General features: G+C 44.1%; 14 protein-coding genes. 6 read left to right on the forward strand and 8 right to left on the reverse strand.

The genetic code is table 11. The features are described from left to right. Positions 1 to 15: 15 nt before the first annotated feature. Positions 16 to 744 carry a tRNA (cytosine(32)/uridine(32)-2'-O)-methyltransferase TrmJ gene (gene trmJ, locus L5M18_RS16620; RefSeq protein ID WP_028759816.1) on the reverse strand — a complete coding sequence of 243 codons (729 nt, stop codon included), beginning with the start codon at positions 742 to 744 and terminating at the stop codon, positions 16 to 18. 153 nt (positions 745 to 897) lie between these two features. Here trmJ and suhB point away from each other — a divergent pair, with 153 nt between their 5' ends. Beyond that, on the forward strand, positions 898 to 1,701 hold the full coding sequence (gene suhB, locus L5M18_RS16625; RefSeq protein ID WP_028759815.1) for an inositol-1-monophosphatase: 804 nt from the start codon (positions 898 to 900) through the stop codon (positions 1,699 to 1,701). A 276-nt stretch (positions 1,702 to 1,977) separates the two neighbouring features. On the opposite strand, the gene lolE is transcribed toward suhB, so the two are convergent. The 3 genes from lolE to L5M18_RS16640 all read right to left on the reverse strand — a co-directional run bounded on the left by lolE (position 1,978) and on the right by L5M18_RS16640 (position 5,288). Beyond that, positions 1,978 to 3,228, reverse strand: a complete 1,251-nt coding sequence (gene lolE / locus L5M18_RS16630; RefSeq protein WP_212601067.1) for a lipoprotein-releasing ABC transporter permease subunit LolE — start codon at positions 3,226 to 3,228, stop codon at positions 1,978 to 1,980. Further along, positions 3,225 to 3,920: a lipoprotein-releasing ABC transporter ATP-binding protein LolD gene (gene lolD, locus L5M18_RS16635; protein ID WP_263148108.1), complete on the reverse strand. Its 696-nt coding sequence runs from the start codon at positions 3,918 to 3,920 to the stop codon at positions 3,225 to 3,227. The genes lolE and lolD overlap by 4 nt, the downstream gene beginning before the upstream one ends. 135 nt (positions 3,921 to 4,055) lie before the next feature. Continuing rightward, positions 4,056 to 5,288 carry a lipoprotein-releasing ABC transporter permease subunit gene (locus L5M18_RS16640; protein WP_263197823.1) on the reverse strand — a complete coding sequence of 411 codons (1,233 nt, stop codon included), beginning with the start codon at positions 5,286 to 5,288 and terminating at the stop codon, positions 4,056 to 4,058. A gap of 94 nt (positions 5,289 to 5,382) precedes the next feature. On the opposite strand from L5M18_RS16640, the gene L5M18_RS16645 reads away from it, so the two are divergent. From L5M18_RS16645 to L5M18_RS16655, 3 genes are all read left to right on the forward strand, one after another. Next, positions 5,383 to 6,024, forward strand: a complete 642-nt coding sequence (locus L5M18_RS16645; RefSeq protein WP_263197824.1) for a hypothetical protein — start codon at positions 5,383 to 5,385, stop codon at positions 6,022 to 6,024. A gap of 85 nt (positions 6,025 to 6,109) precedes the next feature. Then, positions 6,110 to 9,595, forward strand: coding sequence for a transcription-repair coupling factor (mfd, locus tag L5M18_RS16650; RefSeq protein ID WP_263197838.1), 3,486 nt, complete (start codon positions 6,110 to 6,112; stop codon positions 9,593 to 9,595). Continuing rightward, positions 9,595 to 10,596 (forward strand): peptidoglycan binding protein CsiV, encoded by a 1,002-nt coding sequence (locus L5M18_RS16655; RefSeq protein ID WP_263197825.1) that lies wholly within the window; start codon positions 9,595 to 9,597, stop codon positions 10,594 to 10,596. Before mfd ends, L5M18_RS16655 begins: the two co-directional genes overlap by 1 nt. 67 nt (positions 10,597 to 10,663) lie before the next feature. Here L5M18_RS16655 and L5M18_RS16660 read toward each other — a convergent pair whose 3' ends face one another. From L5M18_RS16660 to L5M18_RS16670, 3 genes are all read right to left on the reverse strand, one after another. Beyond that, positions 10,664 to 10,939, reverse strand: a complete 276-nt coding sequence (locus L5M18_RS16660) for an acylphosphatase (protein WP_263197828.1) — start codon at positions 10,937 to 10,939, stop codon at positions 10,664 to 10,666. A 599-nt stretch (positions 10,940 to 11,538) separates the two neighbouring features. Beyond that, positions 11,539 to 13,239, reverse strand: a complete 1,701-nt coding sequence (locus L5M18_RS16665) for a toxin-antitoxin system YwqK family antitoxin (RefSeq protein ID WP_263197830.1) — start codon at positions 13,237 to 13,239, stop codon at positions 11,539 to 11,541. A gap of 10 nt (positions 13,240 to 13,249) precedes the next feature. Beyond that, complete coding sequence (locus tag L5M18_RS16670) at positions 13,250 to 15,487, reverse strand: hypothetical protein (protein WP_263197831.1); 2,238 nt, start codon at positions 15,485 to 15,487, stop codon at positions 13,250 to 13,252. 579 nt (positions 15,488 to 16,066) lie between these two features. On the opposite strand from L5M18_RS16670, the gene drt3a reads away from it, so the two are divergent. Beyond that, positions 16,067 to 17,332 carry an antiviral reverse transcriptase Drt3a gene (drt3a, locus tag L5M18_RS16675; protein ID WP_263197834.1) on the forward strand — a complete coding sequence of 422 codons (1,266 nt, stop codon included), beginning with the start codon at positions 16,067 to 16,069 and terminating at the stop codon, positions 17,330 to 17,332. Then, entirely contained in the window at positions 17,325 to 19,322 is a 1,998-nt protein-coding gene (drt3b, locus tag L5M18_RS16680) for an antiviral reverse transcriptase Drt3b (protein ID WP_263197836.1), read from the forward strand. The genes drt3a and drt3b overlap by 8 nt, the downstream gene beginning before the upstream one ends. Before the next feature lie 511 nt (positions 19,323 to 19,833). Here drt3b and L5M18_RS16685 read toward each other — a convergent pair. Then, positions 19,834 to 20,028: transposase domain-containing protein (locus L5M18_RS16685; protein ID WP_263197837.1), on the reverse strand; the 195-nt coding region annotated here is incomplete at its 5' end.

Below are 20,028 nucleotides of genomic sequence, written 5' to 3' on the forward strand. Positions count from 1 at the left end.
ATTATTAAGGTTTGGCTATTTTTCTTTAGAACCCGCCACTTTCTCAATTGACGTCAAAATACCCCTGAGGATATTCATTTCCTGACTCTCAATCCGTGCACGACTAAACAAGCGGCGAAGTTTCATCATCACTTGTCCAGGATGGTTCTTGATGATAAATCCAGTTGATAACAGTGTCGTTTCAAGGTGTGCGAAAAAACGTTCCTGATCGGCAGCCAAGGGATACTCAGTCAGCTCTTCTTCGGCAACGTCTTTTTGCGCGAGATGGGCAACGCGGGTTTCATAACAAATGATTTGTACGGCTTGCGCCAGATTAAGCGAGCTGTACTCTGGATTTGCAGGGATAGCCACATGATAAGTGCACTGTTGCAGCTCTTCATTGCTTAAACCATGGTTTTCACGGCCAAACACAATCGCAACAGGGCCTTTAAGTGCCTCGGTCGCTAATTTCACCCCAGCTTGTCTTGGCTCTAACATGGGCCAATCTAAAGTGCGACTGCGCGCGCTGGTTGCAATCACTAGACTGCAATCGGCAATCGCTTCAGCAAGTGAATCCACTTTCACAAGATGTTTCAGAATATCCGATGCACCCGCGGCTAATGCTATGGAATGACCATCGGGCTCAACCCGGGGTTCTGCAAGATACAGAGTAGACAGACCCATAGTCTTCATCGCTCTGGCAGTAGAACCAATATTGCCGGGGTGCGAAGTCCCCACTAAAACCACTCGAATATTACTTAGCATGAAACAACTTAATTTAATTCATAAAACGTTGGGGACGAATATTATCACAGCCATTGCCGAATGCTTATATGAAAATCGGTATTTGATATAACTATCAAATCGAGTATAATACCGTCCGCTATTTTAACGTTCTTTAACATCCAGGGGATTGCAATGCATCCGATGCTGACGATTGCTGTACGCGCTGCCCGCGCGGCCGGCCAAACTATTATGCGCGCCTATACTGAACTTGACCGTATCGAAGTCAGTTCAAAAGGTATCAACGATTTTGTTACCAGTGTAGACAAGGAAGCAGAAGCGACAATTACTTACCAAATTCGTAAATCTTACCCTGATCACACTATCGTGGGTGAAGAGAAAGGCGAAAACCGCGGTGAGAATAAAGACTATGTTTGGATAGTCGACCCTCTGGATGGCACTAACAACTTTGTTAGAGGCATTCCCCACTTCGCGGTTTCTATCGCTCTGCAATACAAAGGCAAGACTGAAGTTGCCGTTGTTTACGATCCTGTCCGTGAAGAACTCTTTACCGCCGTCCGTGGTAAAGGCGCCAAACTCAATGATTTCCGCCTGCGTGTTACCAACGTGAATGAATTAGCACCTACTATGATTGGTACTGGCTTCCCATTCAAGGCGCGTCAACACACTGAAACTTACATGGCTATTTTCGGCGAAGTCTTCGGCCAATGTGCTGACTTACGTCGCGCAGGTTCTGCCGCATTAGATTTAGCCTATGTTGCCGCGGGTCGTTTGGACGGTTTCTTTGAAATCGGCTTAAAGCCATGGGATATCGCTGCTGGCGATCTGATTTGCCGCGAAGCGGGCGGTACTGTGACTGATTTTACTGGCAACCATAACTATTTGGTTTCGGGCAACATAGTTGCTGGCTCGCCTAAGGTGACCACAGAATTAGTGAAGATCATGCGTCCATTATTGAACGAAGGCTTAAAGCGTTAATCAAGATTAACACTTAGCTTTAAATAAACGCATAAAACAGATACAAAAAAGGCCAGTGGTAATCTCTTTAAGAGCACCTACTGGCCTTTTTGTTTATATGGTTTTCATTCTAAAGCCTTAAGTACTCGAGTCATCAAGTCCTCAGTCACCACAATATCGTATTTAGAAATAGTATAGTAATTAAGCAATAGTCATTGGGAAGAAAGGAGTGTCCTGAAAACATCTACACTTATTTCAGCCCAAATCGGCTAACATGACGAACAGCCACTTATCCAGTTATCTACCCGCTAACGCTTGTGCTGGTGCAATTTGGCTCGCCTTCCAAGCGGGATACAAAGTCGCGATTAAACTCATCACAAACGCCATCACAATCACCAGTACCGCATCCGAAACATGCAATTCAGACGGTAAAAAATCGACAAAGTAAACATCGGCCGAGAGCAGTTGAATACCGAGTAATTGCTCAACTGAGCTCGCAATCGCACTTAAATTCAGCGCCACACTAATGCCAATAATGCCGCCAAGACCACAGCCAAGCAGACCATTTAACGCGCCCTGCACCATGAAAATCCCCATCACAGCCAAACGACTCAGGCCCATGGTCATCAAAATCGCAATTTCGGACGCTTTATCCCGCACCGCCATGACTAAGGTGGAGACAATGTTAAAGCAGGCCACACCAATCACGAGCACTAAAACTAAATACATCACAGTGCGAACTAACTGAATATCTTGATATAAATGCCCTTGAGTACGAGTCCAGTCACTGATATACACAGACTGCTTTTGCGCATAACCGAGTTCGCGCACTTTTACTGGTGCATCAAACACTTTATCGACGCTAATACGCACACCCGTTACACCGTTATTCATGTTCAAGATCTGCGCCGCGTATTGCAATGGAATATAAGCGGTTGTCAGTTCAAGCTCGCCGCCCAGATGATAGGTGCCTGACACCACAAAACGATGGCTCTTCGCAGCACGTAAACTGCCTGCCGCGTCTGGATCGATATCCTGCACATATAAGGCCAGCGTATCACCCACCTCAAGCCCCAACTTAGCCAATAAACTCTCGCCAAGGACGATATGATTCTCATCTTGGCTCAGACTCTGCCAGCTTGCATCACTCATAAACTGTGACAAAGTTGAAACCTTCGTTTCTTCTTTCGGATCAATACCCACCACGGCTAAGCCTTGAAAACCACCAGGCTTCTGCACTAAACCTTGCATGCGAATAAAGGGGGCTGCACCACGAATACCTTCAATTTGTAGCGCACCTTGCGCAACACTCTGCCAATTGACGATAGGTTCGTCCACCCCGACAATGTCCGCCTGCGGCACTACACCCAGTAATCTTTGCTCTAGCTCGCGCTCAAAACCATTCATTGCAGACAGAACTATGATCAATACCGCCACACCTAAAGCGATACCGGCAGTCGATGCAAAGGAAATAAAACTAATAAAACTGTTGGATTGGCGGGCGCGATAAAAACGCCAACCAATCGATAGGGCTAACGGTCCTTTCATACTTGGGTTTCCGCCGCTAATTGCAAGTAACCGTTTTTCATCATCAGTTGGCGGTCCATACGGGCAGCCAATTTATGATCATGAGTCACCACAACAAACGCCGTACCTAACTGATCGGCCAGCTCGCGGATCAACTCATAAACCGCATCGCCACTGTTAGCATCTAAATTACCCGTAGGTTCATCGGCCAGCACTAACTTAGGTTTATTAATCAACGCCCTTGCAATAGCGACACGCTGACGCTCGCCGCCCGATAGTTCGGCGGGAATGTGGGTCATGCGATGGCCTAGCCCTACCCGCTCCAATAAGACTTTGGCATCGAAGAGCGCTTTTTTACGATCTTTACCTTGAATAAATGCCGGCATAGCGACGTTTTCTAGCGCAGTGAATTCAGGCAATAAATGATGGAATTGATAGATAAAGCCGAGATCTTGATTGCGGATCTGCGCTTGGCGCGCACTAGACACTTGGTATAAATCTTCGCCTAGCAACAAGACTTTGCCCGCGGTTGGCTCATCCAAAGTCCCCATAATATGCAGCAGCGTACTCTTACCTGAGCCTGAGCTGCCGACAATCGCCAACTGCTCGCCCTTAAACACCTGCAAATCGACATTAGACAACACTTGCGTGGTCACGGCGCCATCATGGTAACTCTTACTGACACTCTGCACTTGCAGTAACACGTCTTGCATTGAAGTTCTCTCTTAAACATGCTTTGGCATCAATTTATTTCATTAAATCAATGCATTAAATTATTTCCATCTTGGCAAGCCATCACTCACGAATGAATGCCCATGGGTGACGACTATTCGTAAAAGCTCACAAGCTTACTCGTATCTCAACGCAGTTGCAGGTTGCACTCTGGCCGCACGCAGCGCGGGATATAAGGTCGCCAACAAGGTGACCAATAGCGTGCCTATCACGATCACTGACAACTGTATCAACTCCAGTTTTACTGGCAAACTCTGTCCCGCACCTAAAATCGAAATGCCTAAGGTCGCCATAATGCCATTCAGATTCAAAGTGATAAGTATACCTACCGCGAGCCCAAGCACTAAACCGAGTACTGCATTGAGCGAACCCTGCACCACAAAAATGCCCATCACGGCGGGCGTGGTTACGCCTTGGGTTTTTAGCACTGCCACATCCGTGGTTTTATCGACCACCATCATCACCAGCGCCGAAACAATATTGAATGCGGCCACGGCCACAATCAGGCTCAGCATCAGTGACATCATGTTCTTTTCCATTTTTACCGCACCAAACAAGTGACCATAGGTATCGCGCCAATCGCTGGTTGTTACCTTAATATCTTGTTTTGCGAGAACATCCTGCACTTTAGACGCTAAAGCGGGCGCGCTGAAGGGATCAGCTAAATAGAGTCTAAGCTGATCAATAGCCTCACTCGGTTGACGCATTAGACGCTTTGCATCTTGATAATGGATATATGCAACGCCGGCATCAACCTGAGAGCCCATTTCAAAAATGCCAGATACCAAGAACTTACGTTGACTCGGCACTGGGCCTAATGGGGAGTACACCACACCATCGCCACTCAATAATCGTACCGTATCACCGGGAGCGACTTTGAGTTGCCGTGCGAGCTCAGATCCTAAAATCACCTTGAAGTCGCCACTCGCCAACTGTTCAAATGCACCTGAGTAAGTGTGCTGCGCAACGGAGGATAACTTTTGCGCTAATTCGGGAAACACCCCATAAACCTGCACAGCGCGAATATTCGACGCAGATTGCACCATGGCCTGCGTCGACACGCTCGGTGTAACGCCTAACACACCCGGTAAGGCTTTAAGCGCACTCGCCTGCTTTGTCCAATCGACTAACGGCGCTTCGCTATAAAGGGTTAATTGCGGTACTGCACCTAAGATACGTTGCTTAAGTTGGCCTTCAAGGCCATTCATCACTGAACTGACAACGATCAGGGCTGCAACGCCTAAAAAAATGCCCGAAACGGCAAATAAGGTAATGAACGACGCGAACGCGTTCGCTTTTTTGGCCCGCCAATAACGGTAACCAATATAGAAAGGGAATCCTGGATTCATTGAAAGAGGGTTGCGTCCTGTGTGCTGAACTTGCTAAATCATGAAGATGGGCACGATAATAGGGGTATTGGTCCTATAAATAAAGAGGCAAGCCTTGTTCACTGACACCAATCCGTATTTTAGTGTGCCTCACCACTTTACCGCCTACCTAAGCCAATGGCCGAGTTCCCAGCCATTACCCTCAGAAATGGCACTGAGATCAATGCAATCATTAGGCATTCAATTGCTCAGCGAAGTCAAAACACTCGAAGCTAACTGCTTGCTACAGCTGCGCCATTTAGATAACGAGGCAAAAGTTGTCGTGGATTTTTTAAAGCTGCAATCTCGCAAAGTGGATTTAGTGCTGCAGCATGTATTAGAGAAAGAAACCCAAGAGGGCGAAAAATGCATTGGCAATCAGTTTGGTGGCAGCGGCCTAAGATTACTCACCCCAACAGCCTTAGATATTGGCTCCCACTATAAAATCACTCTGTTTATTCACGACGAATTAGTTGCCATTCTCTGTTTTGGCAAAGTCATCGCCACTCAAGCACAAAAAATAGCACAAGCCGAAGGCGATATGAGTCGTAACGACAGTACAGAGCAACATACTCAACCTGAACATCTACAATGGCAAACCGACTTTGAATTCAGTCAAATTCTTGAATCTGATGTGGAGCAATTAGTCAAAGCCAGCCTCAATGTGCAACAGAAACAACTCAAGTTACGCAAACTCGCCAGAGACGAGCGTCAATAGCCGCTGACTTTTCTCTGGCACCTACGCCATCAAGTCTCTACAATGTCTGCAACTCTTTGTGAATGAATCAGTTTATCGCACGCCAATGACTCACATATCAGCCCTAACGCCGCCAGCCGTCAAAAATGGCACTCAAATTCAGACTCTGTCCACCGTGGGCGGCGTTTGCCAAGCCGTTACACTCGCCAATTTAGCGCGTCAACATAAGGGAACGACCTTAGTCGTCACCAGTGACACGCCAAGTGCCTTAAGCTTAGAGTTAGAGCTGAGTTATTTGCTCAGTAAAACAGGCATTAAGGTCAGATTGTTCCCTGACCGCGAAACCTTGCCCTACGACAGTTTTTCGCCCCATCAGGATTTAATCTCCCAGCGACTCGAAACGCTATCGCAGCTGTCTCAGATTGAGCAAAATATCGTTATCGTGCCCGTCACCACCTTGATGATACGCCTGCCACCTAAGGCCTATTTAAGCGCAAACGTGTTTGTGCTCAAAAAGGGGGATAGCTACAAGTTACACGATGTACGCCAGCATTTAACCGACACTGGCTACCATTCGGTGGAGCAAGTGTATGAACATGGCGAGTTTGCCATTCGCGGTTCGATTCTGGATATCTTCCCAACGGGGATGAATATGCCACTGCGCATCGAGCTATTCGATGAAGAAGTGGAAACCATTCGCCATTTTGATCCAGAAACCCAACGCTCATTGCAACCTGTCGACTCGATTCGCCTATTGCCCGCGAAGGAATTCCCAACCGACAGTTTGGCCATCGAAGGGTTTAGGCAAAGATACCGCCGCCGTTTCGAGGTCATAGTCAAAGAGCCGGAATCGGTTTATCAGCTAGTGAGCCGTAACTTGATGCCGGCGGGGATCGAAAACTACCTGCCGCTATTTTTTGATAACACCGCCACCCTATTCGATTACTTGCCCAAGGACACTCAACTCGTCACCTTAGGCGATATCGAAAAGTCGGCGCGCGCCCATCTGCAAGAAGTCGAGCATCGCTATCAAGACAGACGCGTCGATCCGCTGCGGCCATTACTGGCGCCTAAAGAGCTGTATTTACTCATAGAAGAGTTATTTGCCGCCTTTAAACCGCTGCCACGTTATCAAATGCAAGTGCCAACAGATGGCACTGAAACAACGAAAGCGGTTGTTATTGCCGCCAGCACCCTACCCGACATCAGCGCCAATCATAAATTAAAGCAACCACTGCTAGCGCTGCAAGATTATGCCAGCAGCGCCAAACGCATGTTGTTTAGCGCTGAGTCCGAGGGTCGCCGCGAAGCGCTGCTTGAATTGCTCGCTAAAATTCAGTTAAAACCTGCACTGTTTAACCATTTTGATGAATTTATTCAAAGTGATGCCAAGTTAGGCCTTATCGTGTCGCCGCTGTCACGCGGTTGTTTACTGCAAATCAGCGCCAAAGAAAGTATCAGTATCATTTGTGAGACTGAACTCTTCGGCCATCGTATTTCCCAGCAACGTCGCCGTGAAAAACAGCGTCAGATCAGTAATGATGCCCTGATTAAAAACTTGGCCGAACTCAAAGTTGGCCAGCCCATAGTGCATTTAGAACACGGCGTTGCACTTTATAGGGGCTTAGTCACCCTAGATACGGGTGGACTGGTCGCAGAATACTTGCAATTAGAATACGCTGGCGGTGACAAACTGTATGTGCCAGTGTCTTCATTGCATCTCATCAGCCGTTACAGTGTTGGCGCCGATGAAGACGCCCACTTAAATAAACTCGGCAACGAGACGTGGGCTAAAGCCAAGAAAAAGGCGATTGAAAAAATCCGCGACGTCGCAGCCGAGCTGCTCGATGTCTATGCCCGTCGCCAAGCGCGTCCCGGCGAAAGCTGCGCAATTGACGAAGAAGAATACGCTCAATTCGCCCGCGGCTTCCCCTTCGAAGAAACCGTTGATCAAGAAAGTGCCATCATCGCCGTGTTAGCCGATATGCAATCGCCGACCGCAATGGACAGATTAGTCTGTGGCGATGTGGGCTTTGGTAAAACCGAAGTCGCCATGCGCGCCGCCTTTGTGGCCGTCAACGCTGGCAAACAAGTGGTCGTGCTAGTTCCGACCACATTGCTTGCCCAGCAACACTATGAAAACTTTAAAGACAGATTTGCCGACTGGCCCGTGGTCACTGAAGTTATGTCACGCTTTCGTACCGCCAAAGAGCAGACTCAAGTGCTGCAGCAATTGGAAGAAGGCAAAGTCGATATTGTTATCGGTACCCACAAGTTACTGCAATCTGAGGCCAAGTTTGAAAACTTAGGCCTGTTGATTATCGACGAAGAACACAGATTCGGTGTGCGTCAAAAAGAGAAAATCAAGGCGCTGCGCGCCAACGTGGATATCTTAACCCTGACCGCGACGCCCATTCCGCGCACCTTAAACATGGCCATGTCGGGTATGCGCGATTTATCGATTATCGCCACCCCGCCCGCCAAACGTTTAGCAGTGAAAACCTTTGTACGGGAATCGGATCCCGCGACTGTGCGCGAGGCTATTCTGCGGGAAATTCTCCGTGGCGGCCAAGTGTATTACCTGCACAATAATGTTGAAAGTATTGAGAAATGTGCCCAAGGCATTATCGATTTATTGCCTGAAGCACGAGTCGTTGTTGCCCACGGTCAAATGCGTGAGCGCGATCTAGAACGGGTAATGTCAGACTTTTACCATCAAAGATTCAACGTGTTAGTCTGTACCACTATTATCGAAACCGGTATCGACGTCCCAAGTGCCAACACCATTATTATTGAGCGCGCCGACACCTTTGGTCTGGCGCAGTTACACCAATTACGCGGCCGCGTCGGACGCTCGCACCATCAGGCCTATGCCTATTTGATGACGCCGCATCCCAAACGTATGACCCCAGATGCGCGCAAACGTTTAGAAGCCATTGATGCTCTTGAAGATCTCGGTGCGGGCTTTATGCTGGCGACCCAAGATTTAGAGATCCGCGGCGCAGGTGAACTCTTGGGCGATGAACAGAGTGGCCATATTTCGAAAATTGGTTTTAGCTTGTACATGGAAATGCTCGAAGCGGCAGTCAAAGCCTTAAAACAAGGCAAAGAACCGTCACTGGCGCAAATGCTCAATCAGCAATGCGAAATTGAACTGCGTATCCCAGCCCTTCTGCCTGAAGCCTATGTGAGCGACGTAAATATTCGTCTGTCGCTCTATAAACGCATCGCAGGGTGCGAAACACAGGCGGCGCTGGATGAGTTAAAAGTCGAATTGATCGACCGTTTTGGCTTATTACCTGAACCGACGCGTAACTTAATGGAAATGACCCTCTATAAACATGAGGCGACTCGCTTAGGTGCGACTAAAATAGAAGTGCACAGTAAAGGTGGCAGCATCGAATTTAGTGATGATCATGTCATAGATCCTGTGTTTATTATTGGATTACTCCAAAGCCAGCCACAAATCTATCGAATGGAAGGACCGAATAAGTTAAAGTTCAGCCTTGCAGCCGAAACCAGTAAAGACAGGCTCGCTTTAGTGAAACTCTTGCTAGAACAATTATCGCAACATCGTCTTGGAGATAAATAGTGTTACGTAAACTCGCGGTCTCTATCGCTACACTCATTGCACTATCACACAGTCAAGTCGTCCAAGCAGAAGCTTGGTTCGAGGTTGAAGTCTATGTGTTTGAACGCCAAAGCCAGTCAAGTGAACAATGGCCTGATGCGCCAAACAAGACGAAAACCGATAACGCAATAGACTTAATCTCCCCCGCTATCGCGCAAGCAATCACGCCGATACCCAGCGCATCTGCGCCTTGCACACTGGTATTTGATGCCGATGCAAATAGCCACTGCGCTGAAACCTTAAACGGTACCTCGACGTCAGAACCTATGCCTGCCGCGCCTGCGAGTGTGGAATATCGTTACCCGCCGGTGATCCCATCAGAAATCAGCAGCGCACAGATCAGTTATCCTACAGCCAATGGCAACCCAGTATTGTTAACCCGCAGCCAAAGTCAGTTCGCGAGCATTATCAATAGTATCTCCCGCGAACGTGGTACCCGCAGTTTACTGCACATGGCTTGGCAACAACCTATGCGTGGTAAGAATGGCTCAGTACCCATACGCTTATTTGCGGGTAAAGATTTCTCAGGTACTTATCACTTCGATGGTAGAAAAATCATTAAGCAAGCTCAAGCAGAGCCTATGACTAATGCCGATGGCACGCCAATGCTTGCACCTGCTGTATCACCAGTATGGGAATTAGATGGCACACTGAATATCTATTTAAGCCACTATTTGTATATTGAAACCGCATTGCACTTGCGCAAAGAAGGCAGAAAGTTAATGCCAGCCGTACCCAGTGATGCTTCCGATACCAGCGCAACACTCACGGCGCCCAAAGTCATGACACCATTTTTAATGTCTGTGCCTTTGGAGCAAAACCGCCGTGTGAAGAGTGAAGAAATCCATTATTTAGATCATCCCGAAATGGGCATGGTGATCCAAATCCGCAAGATGGCGCAACCCAGTGCAATGCAAAATAATCAGAATGCCGAATCAATACAGACTGTTGGCCAATACTGAACAAACGCACAACCCGCACAATTCTTAAGTTAACACGGTGCAGTTAAGTTAACATGGTACGTTTAAATTAAGACTGAACGATGGAGAAATCGAGGTAGATATCATCAGCCTCGTCTTCTCCTACCGTTACGGTTAATCCATCAGTGCAGGGCACACCTACTTCGCACCAAGCAATTAAAGCATTAACGGCGATGTCACTGCCTTGGGCGAGAACTTCAACACTGCCATCGCGGCAATTGGTTACATATCCTGTCACACCAAGGGCTCTGGCCTTAGTCAAGGTCGCATGACGGCAACCAACACCTTGCACTTTTCCCGTCAAATTAATTAATACTCGCTTCATCTCACGCTCCTTTTTCACGGAACCTTGTTATAGAAATAAGCATAGCCGCAATTATCCAAAGGCTAAGTGTTAACCTATGGATTTGTAGAGCAAAAAACAAACAATATTTAAATTTAGGCAAAAAAAAACAGCTAACAAGACTGCTGCTAGCTGTGTCGGGCGACATACGCAAAGGGATATCCAATAAATGGACAAATAAAACAGCAATTCTGTATCATTTTGTTACAAAATAGCAAGGGTCGCTACTTTACACAATAAATAATTATTTTCAAGAGTTTGAAAAGTAAAACTATCCATCACGAATGAATATAATGCTTTTAGCTGAAAATCAGCTCGTACACCCATCTGCATTGTTCATGTTTAAAAACACCCCCTGTGATAGCCGAAGAAGTATGAAGGCGTATTGACGTTTAACGCTGAGATTGTGTTTGTTCTGGCAAGTTAGTAAACGCGAAACGAGGGTTTGAGAAGTGAGCCCTTTAATGACAAGCGGTGCGTATGCCTGACGATAAAGCAAGGCAAGCAAACTAGATGCAAAAAAGTAAAAAACCGGCCAATTAGCCGGTTTTTGCTTGATTGTGTGGTTAGGTGATGAAGTGCTACTCGCTGATCATCTGACCATTTTGATAGCGATACTCGGATGAGGGTTCACCATTAAAGTAGTACACCGACCTGCCGTGCAGTTGATTATCAAGATACTCATCACTTTGCAGCAGGCTGCCATCTTCGTTAAAACTATAGCCTTTGCCTTGCAATTGACCTTTATCATCATACTGGGCCTGCCCTAATAAATGGCCATTGGCGGAAAAGGCTTGCCAGTGACCCACTTCGTGTCCTGCTTTATAGTTGCCATGCCAGAGCTTAACCATGCTGTAGCTGCTTTCATCTTGCAGCAGCCATTGGCCTTCGCGCTGACCGTTAACATACTGACCTTGGGCTTGAAGTTGTTTATCAAAGCCACGCAGTAAATACGCGCCATGTAACTTAGCGTTTTTATAAAACTCTCGACGCATTATCGTGCCATCGGCTGCGATTTCTGTTTGTTCACCACTCAGCTCACCTTGTTGGTTAAACTGCTCATTGCGCGTCGTATCCGCGTTTTTTGTGACCCACTTGCCGGACTTTAACCCTAAGTGATATTGGCCGCTGACAAAACCGCCGTCCTCGGCCTTATCTTCTCGATATGCACCGTGCATTTGACCTTTGCGGTAGTTTATCCGCCTGATATAACCGTTCCAGCCTGCACCGATATACAAGCCATCGTATCGCCCCTTGAGTTGTTCATCACGTTCAATCAGCTCTCCTGCTGCATCAAAACGCTGACGTAAGCTCCAGTCTTTTGCTGTATCTTGCTGATATTGATAAGTTAACTTTCCCGCAGAATCGAAGCGCTGTTCAGTGCTAGTCTGACCGTTAGCGAGGTATTGCGTGTCGGTTTGGGTCGCAACGTTACCGGCATTATCATAGGTAATATGTTGAATTTCACGACCATCCTTATCATACTTTTGCAGCTCTGCTAACCGCCCTTGTTCATCAAAACGCTGCTGGTTTCCCACCTGTTTATCATGCTCATAGTGTTTAATCTCTTGCAGCACATCGGCAGCTCGGTAAATCAACACTTCGCCGTGTATTTTCCCCTTAAGATAAAACTCTTTAGTGTATAACCAGCCTTCTTTTGTCCAATACAGTCGCTCGCCTTCTCTTTTTCCCGCCACCATATTAACGGTTTGCTCCGGCTGACCATTGTTATGAAAGCTTTCATATAGCCCTTCCATACCGTTAGCGCCGTAGGTTACGCGTGTTTGCAACTGGCCATTGTTAAAATAACTTTGCGATAATCCTAATTCAGCCCCATTCACACGATGCTGAAGCTCCCTTAATTGACCATTAGTATGGTAACTTTTCTGATCTCCATTCAACTGGCCATGCTGGTAGTGGTACTCTCCCGAGATCGCTCCGTCTTCCCAATAATGCAGATGCGTGCCTTGATAACGCCCTTGTGCATCGCTACTGCCCTTGCGAGACAATTGACCATCGGGATAGAAAAACTCAAAATCACCAACGATAAAACTCTCGGCTAAATTGGAACTGTTGACGCTGCCCTTAAAAACGGGTTTATCCGTCTCCAGATAAAAGAGTTGTAGCGGCCACACGCCATCTTTCTCTGTTGGTGCTTGCTCCTGATAATAAATGGCTTCACCAGGCACATCGCTAAGCCGCCATAGTTCGTCGAGTAAAATTCGCTCAGCCGACAGATTGAACGACATAAGTAGCGCAGATAATAGTAATAAGACTCTCATATTCTGCTCCTTAAGGTAACGCAGGGAATGTATTAACCCACTGTTTATTGACCGGTTCGCCGCTTATCGTCAGCTGCTCTATCTGTGCTGCGCGCCCCGCCAGTACAAACCAGCGTTCCTCACGTAATACTTGCTGCAACGGACGCTGATAAAAATCACTACTGTCACCTTGAATAGCAGGAGCTAGCTGTAAATTTTGCGCATTTAAAAAACGATAGCGCCGCATAAAGTCGGCCACGGTTTGATGGGTATCAACATTCGGCAACTGAGTGATATCAATCAACCAGCTTTGCTCGGGTTGATACGCTAGCGCTTGCCATTTGGGCGTACCGGTACAGGTCAAAGTGCTGCTGACATTGATGTCGTAAAAATTGCGGCGGATCCTATCGGCGCTAGTCAGTTGGTACAGCACAAACTTATCCAGCCCTCCACCAAAACCCGTGTTGTTAGTGCTTGTGTTTGTCCATTGCAGTGTGTGCTCGTTGACCTTAGGTGCATCGACAACACTGAGCGTGCACACTGCTGCTTGCTCGGAAGTTAACAGCAAACTGACGCCGTATTTGGCCACAACTTGCGGCTCAAGTAAGGCGGGGTCTTCAGGTGCAGTAACTTGCGGCTGATTAACATAGGACGCATACATATCATCACTATAAAGCAGCTGTTGCTGCGCCGGCGGATAGGCGACATTTTGCGCGTAATCTTGAGTCGGAATAAAACGAATGTTCTTAGTCAGTTCACCACTGTCAACCACAGTATTCACATAGAGTGTCAGCGTCGGCGGCGCTGCGGGAAAGGTAAACTGTGTGATCGATTCATATTGTGTCGATGAGGCCAACGCCAGCATATTTTGCTCTGCCGGGGTTAACCAATCCGGTCCAGTGGGCGGCGGTGAAAGATATTTCACCATAGCGCCTTCGGCACCGTCAAAGCGTCGGTATAACCAAGATTTGTCAGTGCTGCCTCGCGATTTCAGCAAATAACTGAATGGTTTATCTGCGATCGGCGAGAGTTCCAGCTGTATATCTTCATACTGCAAGGCCACCGTTTTGCTGGGATCGGGGGTCAGGTTAAGTTTGACTAATTTCGCGCCGCGATAATGGGCAGTCGCGCGAAACTCAGCAACCTGAGCTAAGAGGTCATTCGGCGCATTCCAACCGATAAGCAAATTCTGCTGCTCAGACTGATGGAAACCATCCTGTTCTGGATAACTGTAACTGCCTACCTTGCTCAATTGCAGCGGCAGTACTGTGCCATCCGCACTGTGTGCTGTGATATCGGTTAAGCTAAACCCGCCTTCGGGTTTAAAACCTGAAAAGTCATACTGATAAGTCAGCTTTAATAAATCATCTTGCTGGTAAAAGTAGCCCGCATCATAGGCAAATACAGCATCTTGGGTTAAGGTCTTATTGACGTTATCCAACACAACGTCAGGTTGTTTTTGATACTCAAATACTGGGAAATCATAAAAACCTAAATACTGCGTCAGATCGCCCAACTGGCGCTCCTGCGGCAACATAATAACGTTGCTGCGCACTGTGCCCTTATAGCCGTAGCGCTCAAACGGCGCTTCTGCCACTAAGGCTAACTGCGCTAACCAACCCCGCTCACGTTCTAACATCAGCTGACCGTATATTTTGGCTTGCTCGCCGTCACTTTCAACTTTAACTAACACATGCGTATCAGTGACTTGCAATACAGTAAGCTTGGCATTGGCGTGGCCTTGATAGGTAGGAAGCGCGACAACCGCCCCCGCTTTGGCGGGTATGGTGCTAAGAAAGGCCGATGAGCTAAAGAGCTTTTTCAGCTCCTGCTCAAGCTCTGCGCCGCGTTCAGCCAGCAGCGCCTGCCATACAGATTTGTTCAATGCACTGAATTCTTTAACGCTGCCATCGTCTAGATTTAACGTAAATTCAAACCCCTGCGAGAAAATAGCGTGCATTTCTGGATTACGATCGGCCCGTTGGCCACTACTGACGCCACTCCCTTGGCCATCGCGCATGTTCATATAATCGACATGCACTTGAAACCGACTGTTTTTGCCTGTTTCGAGGACCTTATAACGCAGCAATTGATGTGACGTGGCGTTAACCGTTTCGGTACGACTACCATTGTCTACCGTGATGTTAGTGGTGCTATACAGCTGATAAGAGCGCTCTTCCCCTTTTTCAGGCGTAAACTCAACATCAGCATCCCCAAAAGAACAGGCCGATAATAAACAGCATGCAACTACGCTAACCAAGTACTTCATGGTTATTCCTTGTATCTCAAACAAATAGTAAGCGCCGCATTATGCCCTTTCATACCCAGTAAATAAAATGCTTTGGCTATTTTGCCTGTCCAGCGCAACAGGAATACCGCTTTTACGGTGATACCCCCCATGCCAGCGCGGACATAATTTATAAGAAGTTCATAGGAAATTCATCATGGCTCGGCTAGCAACATCTTTTAAATCATCCCTAATCACATGTGTAGCATCCATGCCACCAACGGTCACTGTTGCAACAATGCCAATCTTAACTAAGTCCTTTATTCATAAATCTGCCCTAAACAGCTTTTGCCCCAAAATCAATTTCGAAGTTCAAAAATCAAGCAGGACGAATAAACTTTAGCTATACAAACCCTAAGGCAGGACTACTTTCAATCTAGAAGTTATGCCTTTCCAATCTTTCCTTGAAATTATAAAATTTTTGCTTTTGTGTATGATAATTTCCTGAAGTAGTTGGCTTAACTTGTCCTAAGGTTGTTAGATAAGTAATTAATTTTAATTATTTATCTATTTTCATTATTGATATATTATCGGGATAGCATATTTTTGATAGAGTCGATAATGAATAAGCAGTCATTTAAGGAAGAGAATTTACAGGATGTATTTGGCCTTAGAAATAGAACATCTAAGTCTATAGCCAAAAAAAGGCAAGCCATTGATCTTAAAGACGTTTCAGAAATGATATCTTTAGGAACATTTAAGCTTCAAACACTAGATTCGCATCAAATTAGAAAAAAACCTATATATACACCTAATACAAAAGAAGATGATATTGTTTTATCAAAGCTAAATTTTAATATAAGATCAATATATAGGGTAAAACAAAGTGATAGACATACAATTGTTAAGCAGATCATATCTCTACTGAAGGAGTCAACACCGAAATATATATACAAGCTAGATATAAGCGATTTTTACGAGACAATTAATCCAAGCTTGTATTGTGATAAAATATTTAATGATAGCATTATATCAGCAGAGTCTAGTTATATTTTAAACGAGTTTTTATCTGCAGTAGATAATAGTGGCGTCATCGGCTTACCTAGAGGTATTGGATTAAGCTCAACATTGTCTGAATTGGCTATGAGAGATTTTGATAAAAAGATAAGGTCTAATAGTAGAGTATATTTTTATACTCGATTTGTTGATGACATTTTAATAATGGCTACCAGCAGGCTTGAATTAAAATCAGATGTGATTAACTACCTTCCGAAAGGTCTTAATTTGAATTGGAAGAAAACTCGAACTTTGAAAGTATTACGTTGCTATTGCGGCGAATCATGCGGATGTAGTACAACAAAGTGTAAATGTTTTGATAAGTGTGATTGTAGCAAAAAGAAGAAAGTTGAAACTAATTTTAGTTATCTAGGTTATAATTTTTCATTCCCAACACTTTTAAATAAGGATAAAGGGAATGAAGATGTTACGGTTGGTATGTCTCCATCAAAAGTTAGTAAAATTAAAAACAGAATATTTCTAAGCTTTAAGTTTTATGAGGAATTAGGTAATTATAAGCTATTAGAAAATAGAATTAAATTTTTAACTGGGAACCATTTTATTTCTGATAAAATGCATCGAACCGATAGAATGAAGTCTGGCGTTTATTACAACTATATACATTTGACAGATATTTCTGCTTACGAAGATTTGGATAGGTTTTTACGTAAAACCATATTTTCATGGAAGTCAACAAAACATATTTTGACTGCAACAAACCAAGGTAGACTAAATAAGTTCTCATTTGTATCAGGCTTCAAAAATAAGTTTGTAACTGAGTTTAGCGGCCCTCAGGTCAATAAATTAAAAGGATGTTGGAATAATGGATAAGGTTATAATTAAAAAACATGATAAGTATCGATTTCTATTAACTGACACATTGCCATATGAAACACCATTATTTTTTTCAAATTTTGGTTTTTATTTATTTCTAAAGAAAAATATTGATATGGATACTTATTTGAAAGATATCTTTATCGGTAAAGCTAAAGATACTTATCAAGCATATAACTTTAAGATAAAAAAAGGGGAAGATAGGCATAGACTTATAAGTGTTGCACATCCTGCTTCACAGTTTGCTATATGTAATTTGATTCATAATAATGCTGAGTTAGTTACATATTTGTGCTCAAAGTCTAACTTCAGCATTCGAAAGCCTACTAGAGTTGCATCATACTTCTATGAAAATAAAGGATTAGCAGCTTCAAATAAGAAGTGTGAGAAAGTTAGGGATGACGATGTTGAACAGCAACAATCTATTTCTGACGAAAACTATTCTGAAGATAAATATGGTACATCATATTTTTCGTATGATGGTTATACACTTCTTTATAAATTCTTCAACTCTTTAAAATTTCAAGCGGTAGAAAAAAAGTATACAAATTTCTTAAGATTTGATATCGCTAAGTGTTTCAATAGCATTTATACACATAGCATTAGTTGGGCGATTAAAGGGAAGGCTTTTTCAAAGGTTAATGCTGGTTCGTACTCCTTTGATGACCAGTTTGATAAAATAATTAGAAATATGAATGAAGGGGAAACAAATGGTATTATCGTTGGACCTGAGTTTTCAAGAGTATTTGCTGAGATAATTCTTCAAAAAATTGACACTGAAGCTGAAAGCAGACTGCTTGAACTTGATTATAAAAACCGAGTTGATTACGAGATTAAAAGATATGTAGATGACTTTTTTGTTTTTACTCGTAACACGAAAACTGCTGATGATATTTATAATACCTTTGTCGATGTATTGTCTGAATATAAACTTTTCGTTAATGAATCTAAAGATTTTAGAGACATAAGACCTTTTATTACAAACCTAACCATTGCAAAAACAGAGGTCACTGAGGTACTAACTGATTTTTTTAAGTCAATAAAAAGAGATAAATCTGACATTGAAGACATTAAAGGTAAAGTGTCAACACCGTCCATACAAAACATATACAAGCCATACACGAGATCAAACAATCTAATTACTAAATTCAAGTCTATAGTCAAAAAGAATAATGCAAGTTATGACGCATTTAGTGGATTAGTTATGTCTATATTTAGGTCTAGAACTACAAAACTATTAGAAGAAATTGAAAAAGTTTCCGATATGGAAAAATATAGTGTCATCTACAGAAATTACATCATATTTCTTTTGGACTTCCTTAACTTTATTTATGTTATGAGCACAAGGGTAAGAACTAGTCATATTATGTCTCAGATTTTTGTAGTCATAGCAAGCATCAATAGTAAGTTATTAAAATCTGATCAATTAGAGATTGAAAAGAAGCTTAGAGATGAAGTAAAGCTTTTTGTTAAACTTGTCATTGAATGCGATAAACCTAAAATCGAATTCGTAAATACTCTCATTTCTTTGAGAAGTCTGTTTGGAGAAAGTGTTGTTGATGACTCCCTTATTCTAGATTTTTTTAAAACAAGCAAACAAGGAGTCGGTGTAGATTCATTAGATTACTTTGATCTTACTAGTTTGATGTATTTATGTTGTCTAGATGGTAAAAATAATGACATTGTTACCGCTGCATATAGTAGTTTAAAAGATAGAATTTCTGCTTGTGATTCACCTAAAAACTCTTCGGAATTAATACATTTACTTTTGGACTTGGGGACTTTTCCATTGATCGATGAAGTTCAGTATAAATCCTCTTTAAGTGATTACTTATTAAAGGTCTATGGTTCAACTCCGGCAGATGACAAAGTTAATCGTATGTATAATTCAATTAGGAAGCAGCGATTCTTTGTGGATTGGAGAAAAAGCATAAATATTAATAAAATGCTTCAAAGAAAAGAGATGCAAAGAGGCTATGATTCTTAAAGTTTTGGTGTTAATATTTAGAAGTCTTCCCCGTTAGTGGATTCATTCATTATTAAGGGCTGAAATTAACATTAAACCGCAAGTTTTTTGTCGTTAGCTTCTGAGGCTATTAGAGATGCGATCGGTTTATGTGCTAAGGCATATGACTGGAAGTGAAATCTAGCAATCTCCTTACTTCGGTTTGGAGGACGAGATTATGGGAAGCGGCTTGTACCGTTGGAAAGGTTCTACAAAAACTGGACCACGAATAATCTAGTCGCAAACACACCAGCGGGAAGACACCCAATTCTACATAGTAGGGATGTTTGTTTATTAAAAGTATCAATAAACATCATCCATACTCCTCCTTTTCAGGTTGTTTTTACTGTTTCATAAAGCGTAAATAATCAAGTTTTTTTGGTATGCATATTAAATATTTATTTTATCATGAACTAAGATATTAGGTTTTTACCGTAAACTACCGTTTTGAGGTAAGCGTAACGCCAACCACACCTTGCGGTGTGGCTGGTGATCAGTAAGGCAGGAGTTGCTGTAGTTTCTCTTGGGTGTTGGCTTTGGGTAGCTCGGTTAATAAGCGGCATAGGTAATCATACGGCTCCAGTCCGTTGATTTTTGAGGTCTCGACCAGGCTGTACAGTGCCGCACTGGCTTGTGCTCCCGTCTTGGTATTGGCGAACAACCACGCCTTGCGACCAATCACGAACGG

The organism is Shewanella sp. SM20, from assembly GCF_025654545.1.
GTDB classification, from domain to species: domain Bacteria; phylum Pseudomonadota; class Gammaproteobacteria; order Enterobacterales; family Shewanellaceae; genus Shewanella; species Shewanella oncorhynchi.